General features: G+C 66.7%; 22 protein-coding genes. 19 read left to right on the forward strand and 3 right to left on the reverse strand.

The window, feature by feature from the left end:
* Nucleotides 1-216 precede the first annotated feature (216 nt).
* On the reverse strand, nt 217-585 hold the full coding sequence (locus tag OLX23_RS17420; RefSeq protein ID WP_264446308.1) for a hypothetical protein: 369 nt from the start codon (nt 583-585) through the stop codon (nt 217-219).
* A gap of 423 nt (nt 586-1,008) precedes the next feature.
* Here OLX23_RS17420 and OLX23_RS17425 point away from each other — a divergent pair, with 423 nt between their 5' ends.
* The 4 genes from OLX23_RS17425 to OLX23_RS17440 all read left to right on the forward strand — a co-directional run bounded on the left by OLX23_RS17425 (nt 1,009) and on the right by OLX23_RS17440 (nt 5,091).
* Complete coding sequence (locus OLX23_RS17425) at nt 1,009-1,977, forward strand: ArdC family protein (protein WP_264446309.1); 969 nt, start codon at nt 1,009-1,011, stop codon at nt 1,975-1,977.
* Entirely contained in the window at nt 1,974-2,438 is a 465-nt protein-coding gene (locus OLX23_RS17430; RefSeq protein WP_264446310.1) for a DUF2958 domain-containing protein, read from the forward strand. Before OLX23_RS17425 ends, OLX23_RS17430 begins: the two co-directional genes overlap by 4 nt.
* Nucleotides 2,439-2,531: 93 nt before the next feature.
* Nucleotides 2,532-4,346, forward strand: coding sequence for a ParB/RepB/Spo0J family partition protein (locus OLX23_RS17435; RefSeq protein ID WP_264446311.1), 1,815 nt, complete (start codon nt 2,532-2,534; stop codon nt 4,344-4,346).
* A gap of 214 nt (nt 4,347-4,560) precedes the next feature.
* On the forward strand, nt 4,561-5,091 hold the full coding sequence (locus OLX23_RS17440) for a MucR family transcriptional regulator (protein ID WP_264446312.1): 531 nt from the start codon (nt 4,561-4,563) through the stop codon (nt 5,089-5,091).
* A gap of 12 nt (nt 5,092-5,103) precedes the next feature.
* Here the strand turns inward: OLX23_RS17440 and OLX23_RS17445 are convergent, their stop codons facing one another.
* Complete coding sequence (locus OLX23_RS17445) at nt 5,104-5,424, reverse strand: hypothetical protein (protein WP_264446313.1); 321 nt, start codon at nt 5,422-5,424, stop codon at nt 5,104-5,106.
* Between the two features lie 265 nt (nt 5,425-5,689).
* On the opposite strand from OLX23_RS17445, the gene OLX23_RS17450 reads away from it, so the two are divergent.
* The 3 genes from OLX23_RS17450 (at nt 5,690) to rlxS (ending at nt 8,804) form a co-directional block, all read left to right on the forward strand.
* Nucleotides 5,690-6,010: a DUF736 domain-containing protein gene (locus OLX23_RS17450; RefSeq protein ID WP_264446314.1), complete on the forward strand. Its 321-nt coding sequence runs from the start codon at nt 5,690-5,692 to the stop codon at nt 6,008-6,010.
* A 332-nt stretch (nt 6,011-6,342) separates the two neighbouring features.
* Nucleotides 6,343-6,477, forward strand: coding sequence for a hypothetical protein (locus OLX23_RS17455; protein WP_264446315.1), 135 nt, complete (start codon nt 6,343-6,345; stop codon nt 6,475-6,477).
* A 347-nt stretch (nt 6,478-6,824) separates the two neighbouring features.
* Nucleotides 6,825-8,804 (forward strand): relaxase/mobilization nuclease RlxS, encoded by a 1,980-nt coding sequence (gene rlxS / locus OLX23_RS17460; RefSeq protein ID WP_264446316.1) that lies wholly within the window; start codon nt 6,825-6,827, stop codon nt 8,802-8,804.
* Between the two features lie 150 nt (nt 8,805-8,954).
* On the opposite strand, the gene OLX23_RS17465 is transcribed toward rlxS, so the two are convergent.
* Nucleotides 8,955-9,230 carry an HU family DNA-binding protein gene (locus OLX23_RS17465; RefSeq protein WP_264446317.1) on the reverse strand — a complete coding sequence of 92 codons (276 nt, stop codon included), beginning with the start codon at nt 9,228-9,230 and terminating at the stop codon, nt 8,955-8,957.
* Between the two features lie 323 nt (nt 9,231-9,553).
* Here OLX23_RS17465 and OLX23_RS17470 point away from each other — a divergent pair, with 323 nt between their 5' ends.
* From OLX23_RS17470 to OLX23_RS17525, 12 genes are all read left to right on the forward strand, one after another.
* On the forward strand, nt 9,554-11,569 hold the full coding sequence (locus OLX23_RS17470) for a conjugal transfer protein TraG (protein WP_264446318.1): 2,016 nt from the start codon (nt 9,554-9,556) through the stop codon (nt 11,567-11,569).
* Between the two features lie 40 nt (nt 11,570-11,609).
* Complete coding sequence (locus OLX23_RS17475) at nt 11,610-12,026, forward strand: CopG family transcriptional regulator (RefSeq protein WP_264446319.1); 417 nt, start codon at nt 11,610-11,612, stop codon at nt 12,024-12,026.
* Nucleotides 12,023-13,012, forward strand: coding sequence for a P-type conjugative transfer ATPase TrbB (trbB, locus tag OLX23_RS17480; RefSeq protein ID WP_264446320.1), 990 nt, complete (start codon nt 12,023-12,025; stop codon nt 13,010-13,012). Before OLX23_RS17475 ends, trbB begins: the two co-directional genes overlap by 4 nt.
* Nucleotides 13,013-13,014: 2 nt before the next feature.
* The gene (locus tag OLX23_RS17485; RefSeq protein WP_264446321.1) at nt 13,015-13,341 is read left to right on the forward strand and encodes a TrbC/VirB2 family protein; all 327 of its coding nucleotides are present in this window, start codon (nt 13,015-13,017) and stop codon (nt 13,339-13,341) included.
* Nucleotides 13,338-13,613: a VirB3 family type IV secretion system protein gene (locus OLX23_RS17490; protein ID WP_264446322.1), complete on the forward strand. Its 276-nt coding sequence runs from the start codon at nt 13,338-13,340 to the stop codon at nt 13,611-13,613. The genes OLX23_RS17485 and OLX23_RS17490 overlap by 4 nt, the downstream gene beginning before the upstream one ends.
* On the forward strand, nt 13,607-16,060 hold the full coding sequence (trbE, locus tag OLX23_RS17495; protein ID WP_264446323.1) for a conjugal transfer protein TrbE: 2,454 nt from the start codon (nt 13,607-13,609) through the stop codon (nt 16,058-16,060). Before OLX23_RS17490 ends, trbE begins: the two co-directional genes overlap by 7 nt.
* Before the next feature lie 26 nt (nt 16,061-16,086).
* Nucleotides 16,087-16,830: a P-type conjugative transfer protein TrbJ gene (gene trbJ / locus OLX23_RS17500; RefSeq protein ID WP_264446324.1), complete on the forward strand. Its 744-nt coding sequence runs from the start codon at nt 16,087-16,089 to the stop codon at nt 16,828-16,830.
* 123 nt (nt 16,831-16,953) lie between these two features.
* Nucleotides 16,954-18,258: a P-type conjugative transfer protein TrbL gene (gene trbL, locus OLX23_RS17505; protein ID WP_264446325.1), complete on the forward strand. Its 1,305-nt coding sequence runs from the start codon at nt 16,954-16,956 to the stop codon at nt 18,256-18,258.
* Between the two features lie 2 nt (nt 18,259-18,260).
* Nucleotides 18,261-19,079 (forward strand): conjugal transfer protein TrbF, encoded by an 819-nt coding sequence (gene trbF / locus OLX23_RS17510; RefSeq protein ID WP_264446326.1) that lies wholly within the window; start codon nt 18,261-18,263, stop codon nt 19,077-19,079.
* Nucleotides 19,076-19,915, forward strand: coding sequence for a P-type conjugative transfer protein TrbG (gene trbG / locus OLX23_RS17515; protein ID WP_264446327.1), 840 nt, complete (start codon nt 19,076-19,078; stop codon nt 19,913-19,915). The genes trbF and trbG overlap by 4 nt, the downstream gene beginning before the upstream one ends.
* Nucleotides 19,908-21,134, forward strand: a complete 1,227-nt coding sequence (locus OLX23_RS17520; protein ID WP_264446328.1) for a TrbI/VirB10 family protein — start codon at nt 19,908-19,910, stop codon at nt 21,132-21,134. The genes trbG and OLX23_RS17520 overlap by 8 nt, the downstream gene beginning before the upstream one ends.
* Nucleotides 21,131-21,361 carry a DUF2274 domain-containing protein gene (locus OLX23_RS17525; RefSeq protein ID WP_264446329.1) on the forward strand — a complete coding sequence of 77 codons (231 nt, stop codon included), beginning with the start codon at nt 21,131-21,133 and terminating at the stop codon, nt 21,359-21,361. The genes OLX23_RS17520 and OLX23_RS17525 overlap by 4 nt, the downstream gene beginning before the upstream one ends.
* The last annotated feature ends 54 nt before the right edge of the window (nt 21,362-21,415 follow it).

Genomic DNA, 21,415 nt, shown 5'->3' on the forward strand with positions numbered 1-21,415 from the left:
TTGCGCTCTACTAGGTCCGGCGCCAGAGACGCCTGGCTTAGCCGGGCCGCGGTGCGTCCCGGCCTGACGGTGATCGATCTGCAGGGGCGGCGCCGTTCCGCCGTCGAAGCTCCAGCGCGGTGTAAGCCTCGAGGCGGTTTCAGCCTGGTCGAATATCGCGGCGGTCGTTCTAAACAGCTCAGGTCACCGACTCGGCCGCTTTTTGGGTCATGCGGTTTAGGCCGCCAGCGGCAGGGCGTAGCCCGAGACTTCGGCTATCCGGTTCGCGACCTTCGTGGCCTGGGCCGCGTCGAGCTCCATCTCCTCGATGAAGTCCATCTGCAGGGCCGGAGGTATCTCGGAAAAGAACGCGAAGACCGAAGCGCTGAATCCGGTCGCGCTTTCAGGATCGGTGAGCATCGTGGCGAGCTGATGCGCGCAAAGGTCCGCTCCGTAAGGAGCGTTGACCATTGCCAGCACAATTGTCGCCACACTGCTCATCATGGATTCCAGACGCGACCACTCTCTAATCGCTTCTTCGAAATACGCTTTAGCGATTGCCAGAACAACAATGAGAGCACCTGGCCGGCCAGCGCGTGATGACATGCGATTGCTGACCTTATGTCTTACTGCTGTCGAACTTGCGCCTCGCGCCGCGGGCGCGACCGCGCTCTACTACGCTAGGGCACACTCGCCGTTCGCCAAGCTCCGCTGAGCCGCCTGTCAGCGTCTCTGCCTGACGGTAACGATCGACTGGCGCTGGGTCGGGATAGGTCCCGACAAGCGGACGCCGCGCCTCGTGGGCGCGGCGACGTTTCTTGTGGGCCTTCCCCTCGTCGCGAGGTGGGCGGCGCGCCCTTCTGGGCGGGGCCCGGCGAGCCGCAAGCCGGACTTTGTCCGGCTCCTCCACTGCGTTCCGGCCTTTCGGTGCGGCCCGCCTCCCTGGCCCCGCCGTCAGGTCGCCAGGCGCCGCCCACCCCGCTCCGCGGGGAAGCCCTGGTGGGTTTTGGGGCGGTGCTGGAGGAAGCCATGCCGCATACCCCGAACCGCCGCACTGCCCGTGAGGCCGAGCCGCGCGCGAACCTCTACGACGAGGTGACAAGACGGATCATCGCGCAGCTGGAAGCAGGGCGCCTGCCCTGGGTTCAGCCTTGGAGCAACACGCTCGGGGCGGGACCCTGCGCCGGTCTGCCGCGCAATGCCGCGAGCGGGCGGCCCTATTCGGGGATCAACGTCCTGATCCTCTGGGGCGCGGTCATCGAGGCGGGCTATCACTCGCAAGGCTGGCTCACCTTCCGCCAAGCCATCGCGGCGGGTGGAGCGGTGCGCAAGGGCGAGCACGGAACGACCGTCGTCTACGCCGATCGTTTCACGCCGGAGGCCGAGAAGACCCGCGCGGCGCAGGAGGGCGGGGAGGCGCGGGCGCTGCCGTTCCTCAAGCGCTTCACTGTGTTCAATGCTGCACAAATCGATGGCTTGCCCGAGGGCCTTTTCGCGGAACCCGCGCCTTTGCCCGACCGTGAGGTCGAGCCCATCGGCGAAAGCCTGATCGCGGCTTCGGGCATCGATTTTCGCGTCGGGGGAGCCCGCGCCTACTATGCGCCCGAGCCCGACTTTGTCGCGGTGCCGCCGCAACCCGCGTTCCGCGACCAGATCAATTACTACCGCACCTGCTTCCACGAGCTGACCCACGCCACGGGGCATCCCTCGCGGCTCGGGCGCAGCCTCAAGAACGCCTTCGGCTCGAAGGACTATGCGCGCGAAGAACTCGTCGCCGAAATGGGTTCGGCTTTCCTCTGCGCCTCGCTCGGCATCGTGCCCACCGTCAGGCATGCCGACTACATCGGCGCTTGGCTCGAGGTTTGCCAAGAGGACAATCGCGCGATCTTCCGCGCCGCGAGCCAAGCCAGCAAGGCTGCCGACTGGCTGCTGACGCGCCACGCCGAAGCCTGCGCCTCGGACAGCGTTATGGAAATCGAGGGGAGGGCGGCGGCATGATCCTCTTGACCCCCGAACTCCGCATCGCGCTGCGCACCAACGACGCCGCGCACCGCGCCGCCCAGCGCCGCGAGGAGGCCGAGCCCGATCCAGTGCCCGTGCTCAAGCTGTTCAACCCCTTGGCGGCGGCGACGTGGATCGCCACGGAACTCGATGCCGATGGCGACACGCTCTTCGGCCTCGCCGACCTCGGCTTCGGCTGTCCCGAACTCGGCTCTTTCAGCCTCGCCGAAATCGCCGACGTGCGCCTGCCCTTCGGCCTTCGCATCGAGCGCGACGAGCACTTCGTGAGCACCCACACCCTCTCGGTCTGGACCAAGGCCGCGCGCCGCCTCGGCTCGATCATTCAGGCCGAGGCGCTGCTCAGGCGCAATCCGGGCGATCCCCATGGCGGTCTGCCTGCCGACATTGGCGCGGAACCCGGCACCGAAACCGACGAGCTTCCGTCAGCAGACGGATGACGTGGGCGGCCGTTCGCCGTCCAACCTAAGCCGGTCCGCCCGAAAGGGATCGAAGCCAATAGGCGGACCGGCACCCATGTTGAGGTACCCGTCATGAAACTTCAATTTATCGAACACGGCAAGCTGTTCATCGACAAGACCAATATGCGCCACGGGCGCAAGGCTCCAGACGTGTCGGACATCATCGGCACCGTCCGCAGGCGCGGCGTCATCCAGCCCCTGATCGTCAAGCCCGCCAATGCGGACGGGGCATGGGGCATCGTCGCCGGGGCACGGCGCTGGGTCGCGCATGGCCTTGCCGCTGCCGAAGGCTTCGACCACGGCGCGCTCGCCTGCGCGGTTCTCGAAGACGGTGACGATGCCGCCGCTATCGAGGCCTCGCTGATCGAGAACGTCGCCCGCCGCGATCCCGATGAGGTCACCCAATGGGAAACCTTCGTGCGTCTCGTCAAGGAAGGCCGCGACCCCGCCGAGATCGCCGAAACCTTCGGCATGCCCGAACTCATGGTCAAACGTGTGCTCGCGCTGGGCAACCTGCTCCCGCGCATCCGCGACCTCTACCGGCGCGAGGAGATCGACCGCACGACCGTCCGTCACCTGACGCTCGCGAGCAAGGCGCGCCAGCGCGAGTGGCTGGCGATCCACGACGACGCCGAGCAGAGGACGCCGACCGGCCACGGCCTCAAGGCTTGGCTGCTCGGCGGGCAATCCATTCCCGCGCGCCATGCCCTTTTCGATGCGGCGGATGTCACGCTCGTCGCCGACCTTTTCGGCGAGGATGCCTATTTTGCCGACGCGCAAGACTTCTGGACCCGGCAGGAAGAAGCGATCGAGGCGCGGCGCGCCGAGTATCTCGAAGCGGGCTGGCGGGAAGTGGTCGTCGTCCCGCGCGGCGAATACTTCCACGCGTGGCAGTTCGAAAAGACGCCCAAGCGCAAGGGCGGGCGCGTCTACATCGACGTTCGTGACGACGGCGAGGTCACCTTCCACGAGGGCTATGTCAGCACGAAGGAAGCGCGCATCGCCGCGAAAGGCGAGAGCAGCGAGCCCGAGGTGAAGCCCGCCCGCGCCGAGGTCACCGCCAATCTCGGCACCTATATCGACCTCCATCGTCACGCCGCGACCCGCGCCGTTCTGCTCGATCACCCCGGTGTGGCCCTGCGGCTGATGGTCGCCCACGCCATCGCTGGCTCGTCGCTCTGGATCGTGCGGCCCGAACCGCAGGCGACCCGCAATGACGACATCGGCCAGAGCGTGGCGGAAACGCTTGGTGAGGCGATTTTCGACCAAGCCCGGCTCAAGGTCCTGCGCCTGATGCACCTGTCCGAGGACGAGCCGCGCGTAACCGGCGGTAACGGGGACGGCTACGGGCTAGTCGGACTGTTCCTCAGGCTCACCGCGCTCGCAGACGAGGAAGTCATGGCCGTGCTTGCCATCGTCATGGGCGAGACGCTCGAAGCTGGGAGCCCGGTTGTCGATGCTCTCGCCGCCGAGATCGACGTCGGCATGGCGACCTGGTGGGCGGCCGACGACGCTTTCTTCGAACTCCTGCGTGACCGCGAGGTGCTCGTCGCCATGGTCGCCGACGTCGCGGGGCCGCGCATTGCCGAGGCAAACGCCAAGGAGAAGGGCAAGACCTTGAAGGGCATCATCCGCGCGCACCTCGAAGGCGCCGAGGGACGCGAAATGGTCGAGGGCTGGGTGCCTCGCTGGATGGCCTTTCCGCCATCGGCCTATACGGCGCGCGGCGGGGTCGGCTCGGTCGCGGCGCACGAGCGGGCGAGCGCGGCGCGGGCCGAGTGGGACGAGGTGCGGGCGGCGACCGAGGTCGAGGCCGAGACTGCGCACAGCCAAGAGCCGGCGACTGACGGCGCGAGCCCCGAGGTGTTGCCGCCGCTCGCCGCCTGATCCGGCGGTAACGCGAGGTCGCCGCCGGGCTCTATTCATCGCCAATATTTTCGCGCGCCGCGCGGCCTTCGGCCTCGCGGCGCATTTTTTTCGTAGGGTATTCGGCTTCTGCGGTGTCTTCGCAGATCACGGCAAGAATTCTCTCAATCCTGTCCCGCGTTGACCTTTGCGTTAGTCGGGGTAGATCGGAGCAGCAGCAGAAAAGGCGCGCATCATGGCTGAAGACACTTCGAATTCCTCGACCGAATTTCTCGAATTCGCGACCGAGTTGACCATCGCCTGGCTTTCCAATCCCAACACGCGCGCCGCTGCCGAGGACGTTCCGGCCTTTCTCCAGACCATGCATGGTGCTGTCAAAGATCTCGCCTCGGGGCCGGCCGCCAGCGATGAAGTCGCCGCAGCAAAGCCCGGTTTTGTCGGCGCGGTTTCTGTTCGTCGTTCGCTCGCGTCGAAGGATCACCTGATCTCGCTGATCGATGGCAAGCCCTATCGCACCTTGAAGCGGCATCTGGCGACCCATGGACTTACGCCGGCCGAATACCGCGAGCGCTACAAGCTCAAGTCCGACTATCCGATGGTCGCCGAAACCTATGCGGCGCAGCGCCGCGCCATCGCCAAGCAGGTAGGCCTGGGCCGCAAGCCGGGGGAGAAAACGAACAGATCGAAGGCGAAACCCGCCGCAGATGCAGCCAATTCCAGCCCTGCGCGCCGCGGCCGCACGCCGGCGAAAGCGCCGGCGGCCTGACGGGTTACGGCCTTAGCGGTGTTTGCGGATCACCGTATGGCGTTCGCCGCATAGGCCGCAGGCATCGTTGTCACGCACGAAACCGCGCTCGGCCGTGAGTTCCTGCGTGCAGGGCCGGACCTCTTCGAGGTGTGCGTCATCGATCCGGTCCGCGATGCACTCGTCGCAGACCGGTGTCGGTGCCAGGCGCTCGACCAGCCGCCGGACGCGTTCCAGAGTTGTGTTCTGATCCCCCATTGCCGGGCGGCTATAGGCGATGGATCGGGCATATGAAACGGTGCGGGTTATCCCCTTTCGGGATCGCCCGGGCGTTGCCGCGTCCGAGGCCAGCATGGCTCCCCGGTTCCAGCCGGACCTCCTTCGTGGCTCAGGCCCTGACCTGGAACGGCAGGCCAGGCGGCCGAAACCATCGCGTGCCGACTGATTTCCCCGCCGCCTGACGGCGGCTCCTCGCGCCCGCTTCGCGTCCAAATCAGCCCGCCCGCTCCGGTCCTCCGCTGCGCTGCGGCCTGCGGTTCACCGCCCGTCCTCTCGCCGTTCCCCTCGGTCGGCCATCGCCCGGAAGTGGTCCGGATGATCTGAACCAAGGAGAACTATCATGCCTGCAATCGGTCACGTCACCCGCCAGAGCGACGGCAGCTTTAAGGGTATGCTTCGCACGCTTTCGGTGAGCGCTGACATCCAGCTCGTGCCGAACCGTTCCAAGATGGGCGACCAGCCCGACTACCGCGTGTTCGCGAGCGGCGTGGAACTCGGCGGTGGCTGGATCCGCACCAGCGAGATCAGCGGCAACGATTATATCCGGGTCTCGATCTCGGCGCCCGAACTCGGCAATCGCCCGCTCTTCGCCAACCTCGGCCGCGCCGCCGGCCAGGACGACGACGACACCTTCGCCCTGATCTGGAACCCCGCCAACTGATCCGGCAAGCCCCGCGTGGGACACCGCGCGGGGCATTTTTTTGCGCATCCGACACCCCGGTTTTGCGGCGATTCCCTCCAGAACTGGTGAGGTGGAGAAGGGATTTTCTGCTCGGGTCCGCCCAGTATCCGGCGCCGCGCGGCCCGCCCCAAGGACGATCGGGACCCACCATTTTTTGCGGGCGGCGCGGGCTTCGCGTGCGCCCGGATGCGCTGTCCGCCCGCAAAAAATCGTTACCCCAATCGCCGCTGACGCGGCCGCTTCGCGGTCCTTGACCCGGGCCGAGCAGCGCCGGGCGCGCCTCCCGTCGTCACGACAATCAGGAGGAAGTCATGTCCATCGAACAGCAGATCGAAGAGCTTCGCGCCGAACTTTCGGCATGCGACGATGCCGACGAACGCGCGCAGATCGCAGCGGAATTGGAACTGGCCAAGGCGGAATTTTCCGAGCAAGAACAACATGCTTGAACAGCAGGCCAGGGCTTCCGGGCGTTTTTGCTCGGGAGCCCTTTTGCATCGTCGCCGGCGGCCGTTCCCGGGGATGTTGCCCGGAGAGACGGGGAAGAGCAGGGGCAGAAAAGCGGGAGCGGGCGGAGGGCAAGATATAAAGCAATGGCACTGTCCTTGCGGTCTGCGTGCCATAAGCTTTTGTCTGCACATCGTTTTTCGGAAGGGCGAAACAGTGCCGCGCCGAGTCGGACGGTGCCGTCCCTTGGGCAAAGCCGCAGAAATCCTGGGTTTTTGGCGGCACCGATTTTCGTGCGGGCCGACCTGGTGCAGGCTAGCCCGCCCTAGACCGTTCCCGCGAGACTGCCATGTCCAGCGAAGACGATTTCGAGCCCCGGCTCGGCCGGCAGAATGCGCGCGGCCGAGGACGCCTCGCCCGGCCAGCGCTTCATGCAATCCTGGTTGCCGCCAACCGCGCCCGGGGCGGCCGCGCGGTACAGGGCGCGCGAGGCTTTACCGGCAACAGGATCGGCCGCGGCGTCGGCATGGGACAGATGTTCGCGGGCCGCGACCGGCTCGCCGCCTTTCGCGGCCGGCGCGTCATCGTCAAGGCGCGGATCGTGCGGCTGGGGGCACAGGGCATGGGAGCGGCCAAGGCCCATCTGCGCTATATCGAGCGCGACGGAACGAGCCGCTCGGGAGAGCGGGAAACGCTCTACGACGCCGGCAGCGACCGGGCCGACCGCCAGGCCTTCGTCGAGCGCTCATCGGGAGACCGTCACCAGTTCCGCTTCATCGTCTCGCCCGAGGACGGCGGCGAATACGAGGATCTCAAGGGCCTGACGCGGCGCCTCATGTCGCGCATGGAGGAGGACCTTGGAACACAGCTCGATTGGGTGGCCGCCGATCACTTCGATACGGCCCATCCGCACGTCCACGTGATCGTCCGCGGTAAGGACGAGGCGGGGAAGGATCTCGTCATAGCGCGGGACTATATCCGGCACGGCATGCGCGCGCGTGCGTCGGAGCTCGTCGATCTCGATCTCGGACCGCGCAGCGATGTGGCGATCCGCGAAAGGCTGGTCGCCGAGGTCGGGCAAGAGCGCCTGACGAGCATCGATCGCATGCTCGTGCGCGAAGCCGACAATGGCCTGATCACGCCTACAGCGCAGGATCCCTTCCAGCAGACCCTGAAGATCGGGCGTCTCCGCGAGCTCGAGCGCCTCGGCCTTGCGGCCCCTGAGGAAGGCGGCTGGCGTCTCTCATCCGACCTCACCGCGACATTGCGGCGGATGGGCGAGCGCGGCGACATCATCCGCACGATGCAGCGTGCCTATACGGCCCGCGGCGAGGAGCCGCCGCCGGCGCGGTCGCGGGTGATCTTCGAGCCAGTCGCGGATAGGTCGGCTCCGCTGGTCGGCCGCCTCGTCGAGCGGGGCCTCTCGGACGAGTACCAGGACCGCCACTACCTGATCGTCGACGGCGCCGATGGCCGCAGTCATTACGTCGACATCGGCAAGGCGGAGGCGACCGGTGATCTGCCCATGGAGGGCGTGGTCGCGATTTCGCCGAGGGATGTGTCGCCGCGCGCGGCGGACCGCGCGATCGCTGACGTCGCACGGTCGAACGACGGGCTTTACTCGGCCGAGCTGCACCGTGATCACGATCCCGATGTCAGTCGACCCTTTGCCGAGACCCATGTCCGCCGGCTCGAAGCGATGCGGCGCGTCCTTGGGAGCCTTGAGCGAGATCCGGATGGAACCTGGCGCGTCGGCAACGATCATCTGGCGCGTGCGGCTGAGTTCGAAGCCGCGCGAGCGCGAGAAACGCCGGTCGTCGTCGAGGTTCTCTCGCCCGTGCCAGTCCGCGAGCTCGCCGTAGCCGACGCGGCGACGTGGCTCGATCGGCAACTGGTCGATCGTGACGAGCAGGCCCGAGGCGACAGCGGGTTCGGGCTCGAACTGGGCCAGACCTTGCGCGCCCGGCGCGCCTGGCTCCTTGAGCAGGGCCTGGCGAGCGGTCAGGGGGAGGAATGGCGGCATGCGCCGGACCTCATCGAACGGCTCCGGCGACGCGAGCTCCTGCGGGTCGCCGGCCAACTCTCGAGAGAGCTGGGTCTACGCTTTGCGGAAAGCACGCCCGGCGAGCGGATCGAGGGTGTCTACCGGCGGCGGGTCGACATGGTGAGCGGACGCTTTGAGCTGATCGAGCAGAGCCGCGAGTTCACCCTTGTGCCATGGCGGCCAGTGCTTGAGCCACAAGCCGGCAAGGTCGTGAGCGGTCTCGTCCGGGAGAGCGGCATCAGCTGGACGTTCGGACGGCAACGCGGCGGCCCGGGTATTTCCTGAGGGGCCGAGCCAGACCAAAGAAGAGGGCCTGCGCGTCGATACGAGCAGGCCCCAATGAGGCATCCAGTCTTGCGACGAGATACCCCGGTCGCATCTTCAGAATATCACGACCGCCCTCTGGGAATTGTACAATTCCGACGGGGAAGAGGCTCAGCCGTTGAGCTTGTCCTTCACGGCCTTGGCCGCCGCGAAGGTCAGCTTCTTCGAGGCGGCGATCTGGATCGGTTCGCCGGTGGTCGGATTGCGGCCCGTGCGCGCGGGCGAGGCCTTCACCTTGAACTTGCCGAAACCGTTGAGCGAGACTTCGTCACCCTTGGTCGCCGCCTCGGTGATCACCGAGAAGACCGCGTCGACATATTTGCGGGCATCGGTCTTGGTGAGGTCGAGCTGGGCGGCGAGGGCGTCAACGAGTTCGGAATTGTTCATCAGGCGTCTCCTTGAAAATCTGGAGCGCGGGATATCGCGCGCGAAATAGCCGGTCCACCGGCGCCCGGCGCGAAATCCACCGACAAAATTACCGTAACGGACCACCCAGCCAGCCTGTGAGCCGGTGATTTAGCGGGGGCCGCGACTCGCACGAGCAGGCGTGCCGGAGAAGCCCGCGGTGTCCTCGGATCTCCAGGAGGGAGTCGGCGGGAGTCGGCGAGAGTCGGCGAGAGTCGGCGGAGAGACGCTAACGTGCGGGGGCGCGACGTGGGAAATTGGCGTGGCCGGAAGTCCGGTTCCCACCCTTTGCCCCAAGGCCCGCCATGTCGCCGACCAAGCTCCTCATCGGTCAGATCCTTCTGGTCTTCGCGATCGTGCTTCTCGGCGTCTGGGCTGCGACCCAGTGGTCTGCGGCGATGCTCGGCTATCAGGATCAGCTGGGCCCGGCCTGGTTCCTCTTTGCAGGCCATCCGGTCTACCGCCCGTGGAGCCTCTTCATCTGGTGGTACTTCTACGAAGCCTACGCGCCCGAGGTCTTCGACAAGGCTGGCGCACTGGCCGGCGCCAGCGGCTTCCTGGGATGCGCATCGGCGATTGCAGGCTCGCTCTGGCGGGCGCGGCAGTCTCGGCATGTCACGACCTATGGCTCGGCCCGCTGGGCGACGCGAGGCGACATGGTGCGGGCGGGTCTCTTCGGCGATCGCGGCTTTTTCCTCGGACGATGCGGCCGGCGCTATCTGCGGCACGACGGGCCCGAGCACGTGCTCGCCTTCGCGCCCACGAGGTCGGGCAAGGGCGTCGGGCTCGTGGTCCCGACCCTGCTCTCCTGGACCGGCTCGGCCGTGGTCCACGACATCAAGGGGGAGAACTGGAAGCTGACCGCCGGCTGGCGCTCGCGCTTCGGTCACGCGCTTCTGTTCAACCCGACCGACAAGCGCTCGGCGCACTACAACCCGCTTCTCGAAGTGCGCCGCGGTGAGCACGAGGTTCGCGACGTGCAGAACGTCGCCGACATGCTGGTCGATCCCGAAGGCGCGCTCGAGCGTCGTAACCACTGGGAGAAAACCAGCCATTCGCTGCTCGTGGGCGCAATTCTCCACGTGCTCTACGCCGAAGAGGAGAAGACACTCGCGCGGGTCGCGACCTTCCTGTCCGATCCCGAGCGAACCTTCGCCACGACGCTCAAGCGGATGATGACCGCCGAGCACCTGGGGGTGGGCCGCGTCCATCCGGTAGTCGCTTCGGCCGCGCGCGAATTGCTCAACAAGAGCGAGAACGAGCGTTCGGGTGTGCTCTCGACCGCCATGTCGTTCCTCGGCCTCTACCGTGACCCGACGGTCGCCGAGGTCACCTCGCGAAGCGACTGGCGGATCGCCGATCTCGTCGATGCCGCGCATCCGGTCTCGCTCTACCTCGTCATTCCGCCATCGGACATCAGCCGGACGAAGCCCCTCGTGCGCCTGGTGCTGAACCAGATCGGCCGGCGCCTGACCGAGTCCCTCGAGGACGAGGGCGGGGCGCGCCGACACAAGCTCCTCATGATGCTCGATGAGTTTCCCGCGCTCGGCCGCCTGGATTTCTTCGAGACGAGCCTCGCCTTCATGGCCGGATACGGGGTTCGCGCTTTCCTCATCGCCCAGAGCCTCAATCAGATCGAGAAAGCCTACGGCGAGCACAACTCGATCCTCGACAATTGCCACGTGCGCGTCGCCTTCGCGACCAACGACGAGCGCACCGCTCGCCGGATCTCCGATGCGCTCGGCGTCGCGACCGAGCAGCGCGCCATGCGCAATTATGCCGGGCATCGCCTCGCCCCCTGGCTCGCCCATGTCATGGTCAGCCGCCAGGAGACCGCGCGCCCGCTCCTGACACAGGGCGAGGTCATGCAGCTGCCGGCCCAAGACGAGCTCGTTCTCGTTGCCGGCATGTCGCCGATCCGGGCGACCAAGCTGCGCTACTATGAAGATCCCAATTTTGCGGGCCGCGTTGTCGATCCGCCGCGCCTCGGCACGGGCATTTATGGCGATCGTCCGGCCGTACGTCCCGACGACTGGGATGGCCGGTCTCTAGTTCCTGGGCCGGGTGACGATGTCGAAGCGGGGGCCGGCGATCAGGCGTCCGACGACGGTGGTCACGACCAACAGCAGGTGCCCGGCGAGCAGATTGCATCAGCCAAGCCCGAGGTCGCGCCGGCCGAGGAGATCGCCGAACCCGATCGCGACGATGGCGATCCTGTCTCCGACAAGCGCGCGATCGATCGCGTCACCAGTGCGATCGTCCGCGCCCACGCCATGAACCAGGGCCGCGATCAGCAGCCCGACCTCTTTCCGGGGATGTGAAACCATGCGCTTTCGCCAGAACATCTATTTTGAACGCGACGTGGCCGATGCGCTCGACGCGCTCGCGGGCCGCAAGGGCAACAAGTCGCAGCTCGTGAACGACGGACTGCGCGAATGGCTGAAAACACGAGCCCTCAAGAGCGTCGATACGATGCTGCAGCACCGGCTCGACCGCATTTCGCGCAAGCAAGACCGCGTCAGTCAGCAGGTCCATCAAGGCCTCGAGCTCGCCGTCTACACGCTCGAGGCGCTGATGCTCTTCGTCCAACACGAACTGACGGTGACGGCCTCGCTCCAAGAGATGGATGCGGCGGCGAAGGCAAAGGGCGCCAAGCGGTACCAGGAATTCATCGATCGGCTTGGCGTCAACATAGCCAAGGGCACTGCGTTCAGCGCCTCGAATGATGACGCCGTAAATGGCGCGCGCGAGGGCTCGAGCGAGGAGACCGGAGCATGACGCTCGATGTCTCCGATGCCCGCATGCGCGGCATGCTGCGCAGCGCGATGGGTCCCACGATCGCGGCCGCGCTCGGCGATCCCCTCGTGATCGAGATCATGGTCAATCCCGACGGCGTCCTGTGGCTCGATCGGCTGGGCGAAGGCCGCTGCGAAACCGGCGTCCGCTACGAGCCGGCGCAGGTCGAGCGCATCGTACGCCTGGTCGCCTCGCATGCCCGTACCGAGGTACATTTGGCCGCGCCGATCGTCTCGGCGGAACTGCCGCCGCACGGCGAGGGCGCGGGGGAGCGTTTCGAAGGCGTCCTTCCGCCCGTCAGCATCGCCCCCTGCTTCTCGATCCGAAAGCCCGCGGCGCGGATCTACACGCTGATCGACTACGTCAACGACGGCATCATGCTGCCCGAAACGGCCAGAGTCCTGGCGCAGGCGGTGGTCGATCGGCGGAACATCCTCGTGGTCGGCGGCACGTCATCGGGCAAGACGACGCTCGCCAATGCGCTTCTCGCCGAGATGGCGCATCTCGAGGACCGCGTGATCCTCATCGAGGACACGCGCGAGTTGCAGTGCGCCGCACGCGACGTCGTCGCCCTCCGCACACGCTCGGACAGCGTCACGATGGCGGACCTCGTGCGCTCGACCTTGCGGCTGAGACCCGACCGGATCGTCGTCGGCGAAGTGCGCGGGCGCGAAGCGCTCGACATGCTCAAGGCCTGGAACACGGGGCACCCCGGCGGGATCGCCACCGTCCACGCCAATTCCGCCAGCGCCGCGCTCCACCGCCTCGAGCAGTTGATCCAGGAAGCGGTGGTCACGGTGCCGCGCCGGCTGATCGCCGAGGCCATCGACACGATCGTCTTCATCAACGGCCGCGGCCTTGCCCGCCGCGTCGAGGCGATCGCGCGCGTCACCGGGCTTGGTCCGGACGGGAACTACGCGCTGATCGATCTCACGCCAGAAACCTTCCCGCTCAGCAAAGGAGACTGAATATGTCTGCCAAGTTCGTCATGCGCGTCGGCGCTCGTCTGATGACTGCCGCCAGCGCCCTCGCGTTTGCCGGACCTGCGTTCGCCGCGGGCTCGGGCATGCCCTGGGAGCAGCCGCTCGAGCAGGTCCTGGAATCCGTCCAGGGGCCTGTCGCCAAAATCGTCGCGGTCATGATCATCATCGTGACCGGACTGACGCTCGCCTTCGGCGAGACCGCCGGCGGTTTCCGCCGCCTGATTCAGATCGTATTCGGCCTGTCGATCGCCTTTGCCGCATCGAGTTTCTTCCTCTCGTTCTTCAGCTTCGGCGGCGGAGCGCTGGTCGTATGATCGCCTCGCCCGACCAACCCTCAGAAGGCTTCGAGGCGCCGATCCACCGCGCGCTCGTCGAGCCGATCCTGCTCGGCGGGGCGCCGCGCGCGATCGCGATCGTCAATGGCACGCTCGCCGCCGCGCTCGGTCTCGGCCTCCAGCAGTGGCTCGCCGGGCTCGTCGTCTGGGCGCTCGGCCACACGGCCGCCGTCTTTGCCGCCAAGCGCGATCCCGACTTCGCGCCCGTCGCGCTGCGCCACCTTCGCCAGAAGGGATATCTCTCGTGTTGAACCTTCGCGAATATCGCCCGCGGGCCGACCGGCTCGCTGATCACCTGCCCTGGGCCGCACTCGTCGCGCCGGGCGTCGTGCTCAACAAGGACGGCTCTTTCCAGCGCACCGCGCGCTTCCGCGGTCCCGATCTCGAAAGCGCCAGCCAGTCGGAGCTGATCTCGGCCTGTGCGCGGGTGAACAACGTCTTGAAGCGCTTCGGCACCGGCTGGGCGCTCCACATCGAAGCCGAGCGCCGCGAAGCGCAGAGCTATCCCGACAGTCGCTTTCCGGACCCCGCATCCTGGCTCATCGACGAGGAGCGGCGCGGCGCCTTCGAGGCGGCGGGGCAGCACTACGAGAGCCGCTACTACCTGACGCTGACCTTCCTGCCCGCCGTCGACCAGGCTGAGAGCGCCGGTCGCCTGATGATCGAGCGCGAGGCCTCGGGCGAGGGGAGGGACTGGCGCCAGGCCCTGGCCGCCTTCGTCGCCGAAACCAATCGTGCCTTCGATCTCCTGTCGAGCTTCATGCCCGAGATCGCGCCGCTCGATGACGGCGAGACGCTGACCTATCTTCACGGCACGGTATCGACGCGGCCCCACGCGGTCGCGGTGCCCGAGACGCCGATCTATCTCGACGCGCTGCTCGCCGACACGCCGCTCGCCGGCGGCCTCGAGCCGATGCTTGGCGAAAGCCATGTGCGTACCCTGTCGATCCTCGGTTTCCCCAATGTCAGCCGGCCGGGCATCCTCGATGCGCTCAACCACCAGCGTTTCGCCTATCGCTGGGTCACGCGCTTCATCGCGCTCGACAAGACCGAGGCAACCAAGGCGCTGACCAAGCTGCGCCGCCAGTGGTTCAACAAACGCAAGTCCCTGACCGCGCTCTTGCGCGAGGTCATGTACAACCAGCCCGTCCAGCTTCTCGACAGCGACGCCGACAACAAGACGGTCGATGCCGATCTCGCGCTCCAGGCTCTGGGTGGCGATCACGTTTCCTTCGGGCACCTGACCGCGACGATCACGGTGGCCGACGAGGATCGTGCCCGGGTCGAGGAAAAGGTCCGCAGCGTCGAGCGCATCGTCAACGGCCTCGGCTTCACCTGTATCCGCGAGAGCGTCAACGCGGTCGAGGCCTGGCTCTCGAGCCTGCCCGGCCAGACCTATGCCAATGTCCGTCAGCCGCTCGTCCACACGCTGAACCTCGCGCACCTGATGCCGCTGTCGAGTGTCTGGGCCGGACCCGACAGGAACGCGCACCTCGCCGGACCGCCGCTGCTTCACGCGACGAGTTCGGGCTCGACGCCGTTTCGGCTCTCAACCCATGTCGGCGACGTCGGCCACATGTTGATCGTCGGTCCGACGGGCGCGGGCAAGTCGGTGCTGCTGGCCCTGCTGGCGCTCCAGTTCCGGCGCTACGAAGGCGCGCAGATCTACGTCTTTGACAAGGGCTTTTCGGCGCGCGCGACGGTGCTCGCGATGGACGGCGCGCATCATGCGCTCGGGCTTGGCGGCGAGGCTGACGCTGGCACCGGTGATGGCATTGGCGCGCTGGCCTTTCAGCCGCTTCGCCGGATCGATGACGCAAAACAACGCGCCTGGGCGGCCGAGTGGATCGGGGCACTGCTCGAGCACGAGCGTGTGCTTGTCACGCCCGACATCAAGGAGACCGTCTGGTCGGCGCTGACGAATCTCGCAAGCGCGCCGCCTGAAGAACGTACGCTGACCGGCCTGTCTCTGCTGCTCCAGTCCCTGCCGCTGCGATCGGCTCTCGCACCCTACACGCTCGAAGGCCCCTTCGGCCGTCTGCTCGACGCCGCCGAGGACCAGCTCGAGGTGGCCGACGTCCAGTGCTTCGAGACCGAAGCGCTGCTCGGTCATGCCGGCGTGGTCGCGCCGGTGCTGACCTATCTGTTCCACCGCCTTGAGGAGCGCTTCACCGGTCGGCCGACCCTCATCGTCCTCGACGAGGCCTGGGTCTTTCTCGACCATCCGCTCTTCGCCGCGCGCATCCGCGAATGGCTGAAGGTCCTGAGGAAAAAGAACGTCGCGGTCGTCTTCGCGACGCAGAGCCTTGCCGATATATCTGGCTCGACGATCGCGCCGGCCATCATCGAGTCATGCCCGCAGCGGATCCTGCTGCCCAACGATCGGGCGATCGAGCCGCAGAGCCTCGAAGCCTATGCGCGCTTCGGCCTCAGCGAGCGGCAGATTGAACTGATCAGCCGGGCGACACCCAAACGCCACTATTACCTGCAGTCCGCCGGCGGAAATCGCCTGTTCGAGCTGGGCCTCGGCCCGCTGGCTCTTGCGATCTGCGGCGCTTCTGATCCCGCCACACAGAAGCGCATCGATGGGCTGCTCGCGGGGCCCGATCGCGGCGGCTTCCTTGCCGCCTTCCTCGCCGATGCCGGGCTCGAATGGGCAGGCGAGGTCCTCTCCCATTTCTCCAGGCCAATCGCCTGATCCTCAAGCAGAAGGAGTACGCTGTGATGAAGACCAAGATCCTGTCCGCTCTCGGTTCGGCCGCACTCGTCAGCGGCGGCGCCACTGCCCTCACCTGCGTGGGGCTTCCGGCAACGCCGGCTCTCGCGATCCCCGTGTTCGATGCCAGCAACTATGCGCAGAACATCCTGACGGCGGCGCGCACGCTGACTTCGATTAACAATCAGATCCAGTCGCTGCAGAACGAAGCACAGATGCTGATCAACCAGGGCAAGAACCTGGCTCGGGTCGACTTCCCGCAGCTCCAGGAGCTGCAGGCCAAGCTCCAGGAGATTGACCGGCTGATGGGCCAAGCCCAGGGTATCGACTTCAAGGTCGGCTCGCTCGACCGCCAGTTCGAGAGCCTGTTCCCGCAGGACTTCACCGCGCTCGGCACGCGTAGTCAGCGGCTGACTTCGGCGCGCGCGCAGCTCGAGGCGGCCATGGGCAGCTTCCGGCAGACGATGAGCATCCAGAGCCAGATTGCTGAAAACGTTGAAGGCGATGCACGCACTCTCGCGGCGATCGTGTCGCGCAGCCAGGGCGCCGAAGGTTCGCTCGCCGTCAGCCAAGCGACGAACCAACTGCTCGCACTCACGACCAAGCAGCAGTTCCAGATCCAGAACTTGATGGCTTCGCAGTTCCGGGCCGAGGCGCTCGAGCAGGCCCGCCGCGGCCAGATCGAGCGGCAAGCCCGCGATGCGACCGCGCGCTTCCTGGGCGACGGCAAGGCCTACAGCCCTCGCAACTGAGCTCCCGCCGCGCCGGCATTGCGGGTTTTGCCGGCGCACCTCGCCGCGAGGACTTCGAACTTCTCCTGCGTCATGGGTTTCGGGTTCACGCGGCGCTTTGTCTTCTTCGATCAGGACCGTGCCGTGAACGATCTCAACGTCATCGATCAGTTCCTCGACGCCTTCGTCCGTTACATCGACTCGGGCTTCGGCCTGCTCGGAAGCGACGTCGGCTTCCTGACGACGACCCTGATCGGCATCGACATCACGCTCGCCGGGCTCTTCTGGGCTTTAGGTGGCGAGGACGATGTCATCGCCAAGTTCCTGAAGAAAATACTTTATGTTGGCGCGTTCGCGTTCATCCTCAACCGCTTCAACGATCTCGCCGACATCATCTTCCGGTCGTTTGCTGGCCTCGGTCTCACGGCCGGCGGCGGCACGATCACCGCCGACGAGCTGCTGAAGCCCGGGCACCTGGCTGGCGTCGGTTTCGAAGCCGCGGCGCCGCTGCTCGAGCAGGCGAGCGAGCTCGTCGGGCCGATCGCCTTCTTCGAGAACTTCGTCCAGATCGCGGTGCTCGTGATCGCCTGGATCATCGTCATCGTCGCCTTCTTCGTGCTCGCCGTGCAGATGTTCGTGACGATCCTCGAGTTCAAGCTAACCAGCCTCGCTGGCTTCGTGCTCGTGCCCTTCGCCCTGTGGAACCGGACGAGCTTTCTGGCCGAACGTGTTCTCGGCGCTGTGGTTTCTTCGGGCATCAAGGTGATGGTGCTCGCCGTCATCGTCGGCATCGGCTCGAACTATTTCGGTCAGTTCGTCGACGCACTCCAGGGCCAGGAGCCCGACATCGACCAGGCGCTGTCGCTGATGCTGGCGAGCCTCGCGCTATTAGGTCTCGGCATCTTCGGGCCTGCCGTCGCTTCGGGACTGGTCGCGGGCGCGCCGCAGCTTGGCGCCGGATCAGCGGCCGCGACCAGCGCCGTCGCAGCCGGCGGGCTCGTTATGGGCGGCGCGGGCGCGGCCAGCGCGGCGCGCGGACTTGCCGGCGCCAGCATGGGCGCGATTCGAGCCGGTACATCGATGGGGTCGTCCGCATCTACGGCTTACAAGCTCGGCCAGGAAACCAGCGGGTCGTCCTCGGTGTCGGCGGGCATGAGTGGCGTGGCGACCGCAGCTCGCGGCGCGGCGGCCCAGAAGGCTTCCTCTGCGATGGGTCTCGGCGAAGCGGCCGAGCGCGGCAAGCAGGCCGCCTGGAATGCCGGGACGACCAAAGGGGGCTCGGCGCCAACTGCCCCGAGTGAATCACAAGGTTCCATGCCGGCTTGGGCCCAGAAGCTCCAGTCCGAGCAGAGCGCGCGCAATCGCCGTCAGCTGGCGCTCCACACGATCCAGGGCGGCGACCGCGGCGGCGCTTCCGCCACCCCCGACATCAAAGAAAGGGACGACTAGCCATGCCATTCAGACGTGCAGTGCAGCGCTATGGGCGCACTCCCGAGCCCGAGACGCCCTATCAGCGGGCGGGGCAGGTCTGGGACGAGAGGATCGGCTCGGCGAGAGCCCAGGCGAGCAACTGGCGGCTGATGGCGCTGGGCGGTCTTGCCATCTCGGCCGGCCTCTCGGCGGCCCTGATCTGGCAGTCTCTTCAGAGCCGGGTCACGCCCTATGTCGTCGAAGTCGACAAGCTTGGCGAGGCGAGGGCCGTAGCGCCCGCAACCGCGGCTTACGAGCCCAGCGACGCTCAGATCGCCTGGTTCCTGTCGCGGTTCGTCACCAACATCAGGTCACGCTCGCTCGATCCGGTGCTGATGCGCGCGAACTGGCTCCAGGCCTACGACTTCGTCAGCCGAAAGGGCGGGGTGTTCCTCAGCGAATATGCCCGGTCGAACGATCCTTTCGCCAATGTTGGCGACATGACCGTCTCGGTCCAGGTGACGAGCGTCGTGCGCGCCTCGGACAAGTCGTTCCAGGTTCAATGGCGCGAAAGCGCTTTCGAGCGTGGCAGCCTCGCCAGTTCGTCGCGCTGGACCGCGATCCTGACGATCGCGGTGCGGCCGCCGCGCTCGGCCGAAACCCTGCGCAAGAACCCGCTCGGGCTCTACGTCGAGGCGGTCGATTGGAGCCGCGAGCTCGATGGCTCTGGCGAGGCCGCCCAGCCGGCGCGGCCAATTCAGCGCGCGCCGGCACCGACCAATCTGCCGCTGGGCTCTCCGCTCGATCCGGGCCTTGCGGTGCCGGCGGCCGCCACTCTCACCGAAGGGACGAACCCATGATCAGACAGACTATCGTCGTCGCCGGCCTTGCTGCCATGATGTTGTCCGGGACTGCCGAGGCACGGGGTGCAGGGCCGGCGAGCCGTGTTGCCAACGCCAACCGCTCGGCGCTGCGCGAGCCGGCACGTGCGGGCTTCGTCCAGGCCGTCCAGGTCTATCCCTATTCGGAAGGGGCGCTCTACCGGCTCTTCGCCGCGCCCGAGCGCGTCACTGACATCGCGCTGCAGCCGGGCGAAGCGATTACCTCGGTAGCCGCCGGCGACACGGCGCGCTGGACCGTCGGCGACACGACGAGCGGCTCGGGTTCGGGCAAGCGCGTGCATATCCTGGTGAAGCCGTACGCGTCAGGACTGGCCACGAACCTGGTCATTGCGACCGATAGGCGCGTCTACCGGCTCCAGCTCGAGAGCACGGGCCGAACGGCCATGGCGGCGCTCTCCTGGACCTATCCGAATGACGAGATGCTGGCGCTCCAGCGCCAGCGAGATGCGGATGCGGCCGCCGTGCCGGTCGCTGGCGGGCTTGCGGTCGATCGCCTTCGTTTCGACTACAAGATCTCTGGCGACAAGCCGGCGTGGCGCCCGACGCGCGCCTTCGACGACGGACGGCAGACCTTCATCGAGTTTCCCGCGGGGATTGCTGTCGGCGAAGCGCCGCCGCTTTTCGTGCTGGGCCAGGACGGCCAGGCCGAACTGGTCAATTACCGGATGAGCGGCAGATACTACGTGGTCGACCGGCTGTTCGGGGCTGCGGAGCTTCGGCTCGGCGGCAAGCGGCAAAGTGTGGTGCGCATCACGTCGCAGGCCTCCCGCCGTCGGGAGACCGGCCATGAATGATCAGGCAGAAGCAGACCCCGCTCCTCGGCCGAAGATCGATCCTGAAACCCTGGTCCTGCGAGCCACGCCGCGGAAAGCCGTCCGGTTCCGCCGCAGTGCGGTCATCGCCGCGGCCGCTTTGGGATCGGTAGCCATCGTAGGCGTGGCCTGGCTGGGCCTGCGGCCAACGTCCTTCCGCATGGTGGCCGAAGCGAGCGACAAGATCGACGGAGCAGCACCTCCCGAGCAGTTGGCCAATGCGCCCAAATCATACGGCGACGTACCGAAGCTCGGTGCGCCACTTCCCGGTGATCTCGGTCGCCCGATCTTGGCGCATCAACGCGCTGTCATGGCGACCGAGCCGGCCATCGACCGGTCGGCGCAAGCCGTCGAGGCCGAACGCCAACGGCTCGAAGCTGACCGGAAGGCCGCTCGCGAGTCCGGCGTCATGATGCAGATCGCGAGTGCTGGCTCTGCGGGGCAGGTGGGAGGTGCAGCCTCGTTGCGTGCGGCGATGCCCGATGAAGAGGCCGCCAGCGATGATCGCAGCCTGGATATCGATCGGACGGCAGATCCAAATGGACAGCGTCGCAAGGCGAGTTTCCTGCGACAGGCCGACGCGGCATCAGACGTAAATCCCGGCCGGCTCGTGGGCGCACCATCGCCCTACACCTTGAGCGCCGGCAGCACCATCGCCGCAAGTTTGATCACTGGTCTCAACTCTGACCTGCCGGGTCTCGTCACGGCGCAGATCAGCGAGAATGCCTACGACAGCGCTACGGGTAAGATCTTGCTGATCCCACAAGGGGCGCGCCTGATCGGTCGACACGACAGCGTCGTGGCCTTCGGGCAGAGCCGGGCTCTCGTCACCTGGAATCGGATTGTGATGCCAGACGGATCCTCGATCCGCATCGACAACATGCCCGCGACCGATACCAGTGGTTACGCAGGCCTCTCGGACAGCATCGACCGACACACTTGGCAATTGCTCAAGGGGGTGGCCCTCTCGACGCTGCTGGGCGTGGGCACGGAAATCAGCTTCGGCGACGAGCGCAGCGATCTCGTGCGCGCGCTGCGCCAATCCGCCCAGCAGAACGGAGCAAGGGCCGGGGATCAGATCGTCGGGCGCAGTCTGGACATCCAGCCTACACTAAAGGTTCGGCCAGGCTGGCCGCTGCGCGTGGTTATTCACAAAGATCTCATTCTTGCGCCGTGGGCCCAGCGGGGGGTCTTGCGATGAGCCAAATCCGCCTCGCCAAGCTACCCGATCGCACGCCGGTTCGGCTGAATGTCAGCCTGAGTCCTGAACTTGCGGCCACCCTCGGCCGCTACGCTGAATTCTACCGCGCCGCCTATGGAAGCGAGGAGACGGTCGCGGATCTATTGCCCGCGATCGTCGCCGCCTTCCTCGATGGCGACAAGGCCTTTGGCCGCTGGTGTCGCGACTTGGCCGACCGGCCAACCTGATCGATCTCGATCCGTGGCCGCCTCGTTGCCTTTCAGACCCTCGGACTACGTGAC

The sequence above is a fragment of the Novosphingobium sp. JCM 18896 genome, assembly GCF_025938095.1.
In the GTDB taxonomy this organism is placed as follows: domain Bacteria; phylum Pseudomonadota; class Alphaproteobacteria; order Sphingomonadales; family Sphingomonadaceae; genus Novosphingobium.

Excerpts from the sequence above, each read along its gene's own strand:
- OLX23_RS17420 (WP_264446308.1), bottom strand. The coding sequence starts at position 585 with ATGTCATCACGCGCTGGCCGGCCAGGTGCTCTCATTGTTGTTCTGGCA.
- OLX23_RS17425 (WP_264446309.1), top strand. The coding sequence starts at position 1,009 with ATGCCGCATACCCCGAACCGCCGCACTGCCCGTGAGGCCGAGCCGCGC.
- OLX23_RS17430 (WP_264446310.1), top strand. The coding sequence starts at position 1,974 with ATGATCCTCTTGACCCCCGAACTCCGCATCGCGCTGCGCACCAACGAC.
- OLX23_RS17435 (WP_264446311.1), top strand. The coding sequence starts at position 2,532 with ATGAAACTTCAATTTATCGAACACGGCAAGCTGTTCATCGACAAGACC.
- OLX23_RS17440 (WP_264446312.1), top strand. The coding sequence starts at position 4,561 with ATGGCTGAAGACACTTCGAATTCCTCGACCGAATTTCTCGAATTCGCG.
- OLX23_RS17445 (WP_264446313.1), bottom strand. The coding sequence starts at position 5,424 with ATGCTGGCCTCGGACGCGGCAACGCCCGGGCGATCCCGAAAGGGGATA.
- OLX23_RS17450 (WP_264446314.1), top strand. The coding sequence starts at position 5,690 with ATGCCTGCAATCGGTCACGTCACCCGCCAGAGCGACGGCAGCTTTAAG.
- OLX23_RS17455 (WP_264446315.1), top strand. The coding sequence starts at position 6,343 with ATGTCCATCGAACAGCAGATCGAAGAGCTTCGCGCCGAACTTTCGGCA.
- rlxS (WP_264446316.1), top strand. The coding sequence starts at position 6,825 with ATGTCCAGCGAAGACGATTTCGAGCCCCGGCTCGGCCGGCAGAATGCG.
- OLX23_RS17465 (WP_264446317.1), bottom strand. The coding sequence starts at position 9,230 with ATGAACAATTCCGAACTCGTTGACGCCCTCGCCGCCCAGCTCGACCTC.
- OLX23_RS17470 (WP_264446318.1), top strand. The coding sequence starts at position 9,554 with ATGTCGCCGACCAAGCTCCTCATCGGTCAGATCCTTCTGGTCTTCGCG.
- trbB (WP_264446320.1), top strand. The coding sequence starts at position 12,023 with ATGACGCTCGATGTCTCCGATGCCCGCATGCGCGGCATGCTGCGCAGC.
- OLX23_RS17485 (WP_264446321.1), top strand. The coding sequence starts at position 13,015 with ATGTCTGCCAAGTTCGTCATGCGCGTCGGCGCTCGTCTGATGACTGCC.
- OLX23_RS17490 (WP_264446322.1), top strand. The coding sequence starts at position 13,338 with ATGATCGCCTCGCCCGACCAACCCTCAGAAGGCTTCGAGGCGCCGATC.
- trbJ (WP_264446324.1), top strand. The coding sequence starts at position 16,087 with ATGAAGACCAAGATCCTGTCCGCTCTCGGTTCGGCCGCACTCGTCAGC.
- trbF (WP_264446326.1), top strand. The coding sequence starts at position 18,261 with ATGCCATTCAGACGTGCAGTGCAGCGCTATGGGCGCACTCCCGAGCCC.
- trbG (WP_264446327.1), top strand. The coding sequence starts at position 19,076 with ATGATCAGACAGACTATCGTCGTCGCCGGCCTTGCTGCCATGATGTTG.
- OLX23_RS17520 (WP_264446328.1), top strand. The coding sequence starts at position 19,908 with ATGAATGATCAGGCAGAAGCAGACCCCGCTCCTCGGCCGAAGATCGAT.
- OLX23_RS17525 (WP_264446329.1), top strand. The coding sequence starts at position 21,131 with ATGAGCCAAATCCGCCTCGCCAAGCTACCCGATCGCACGCCGGTTCGG.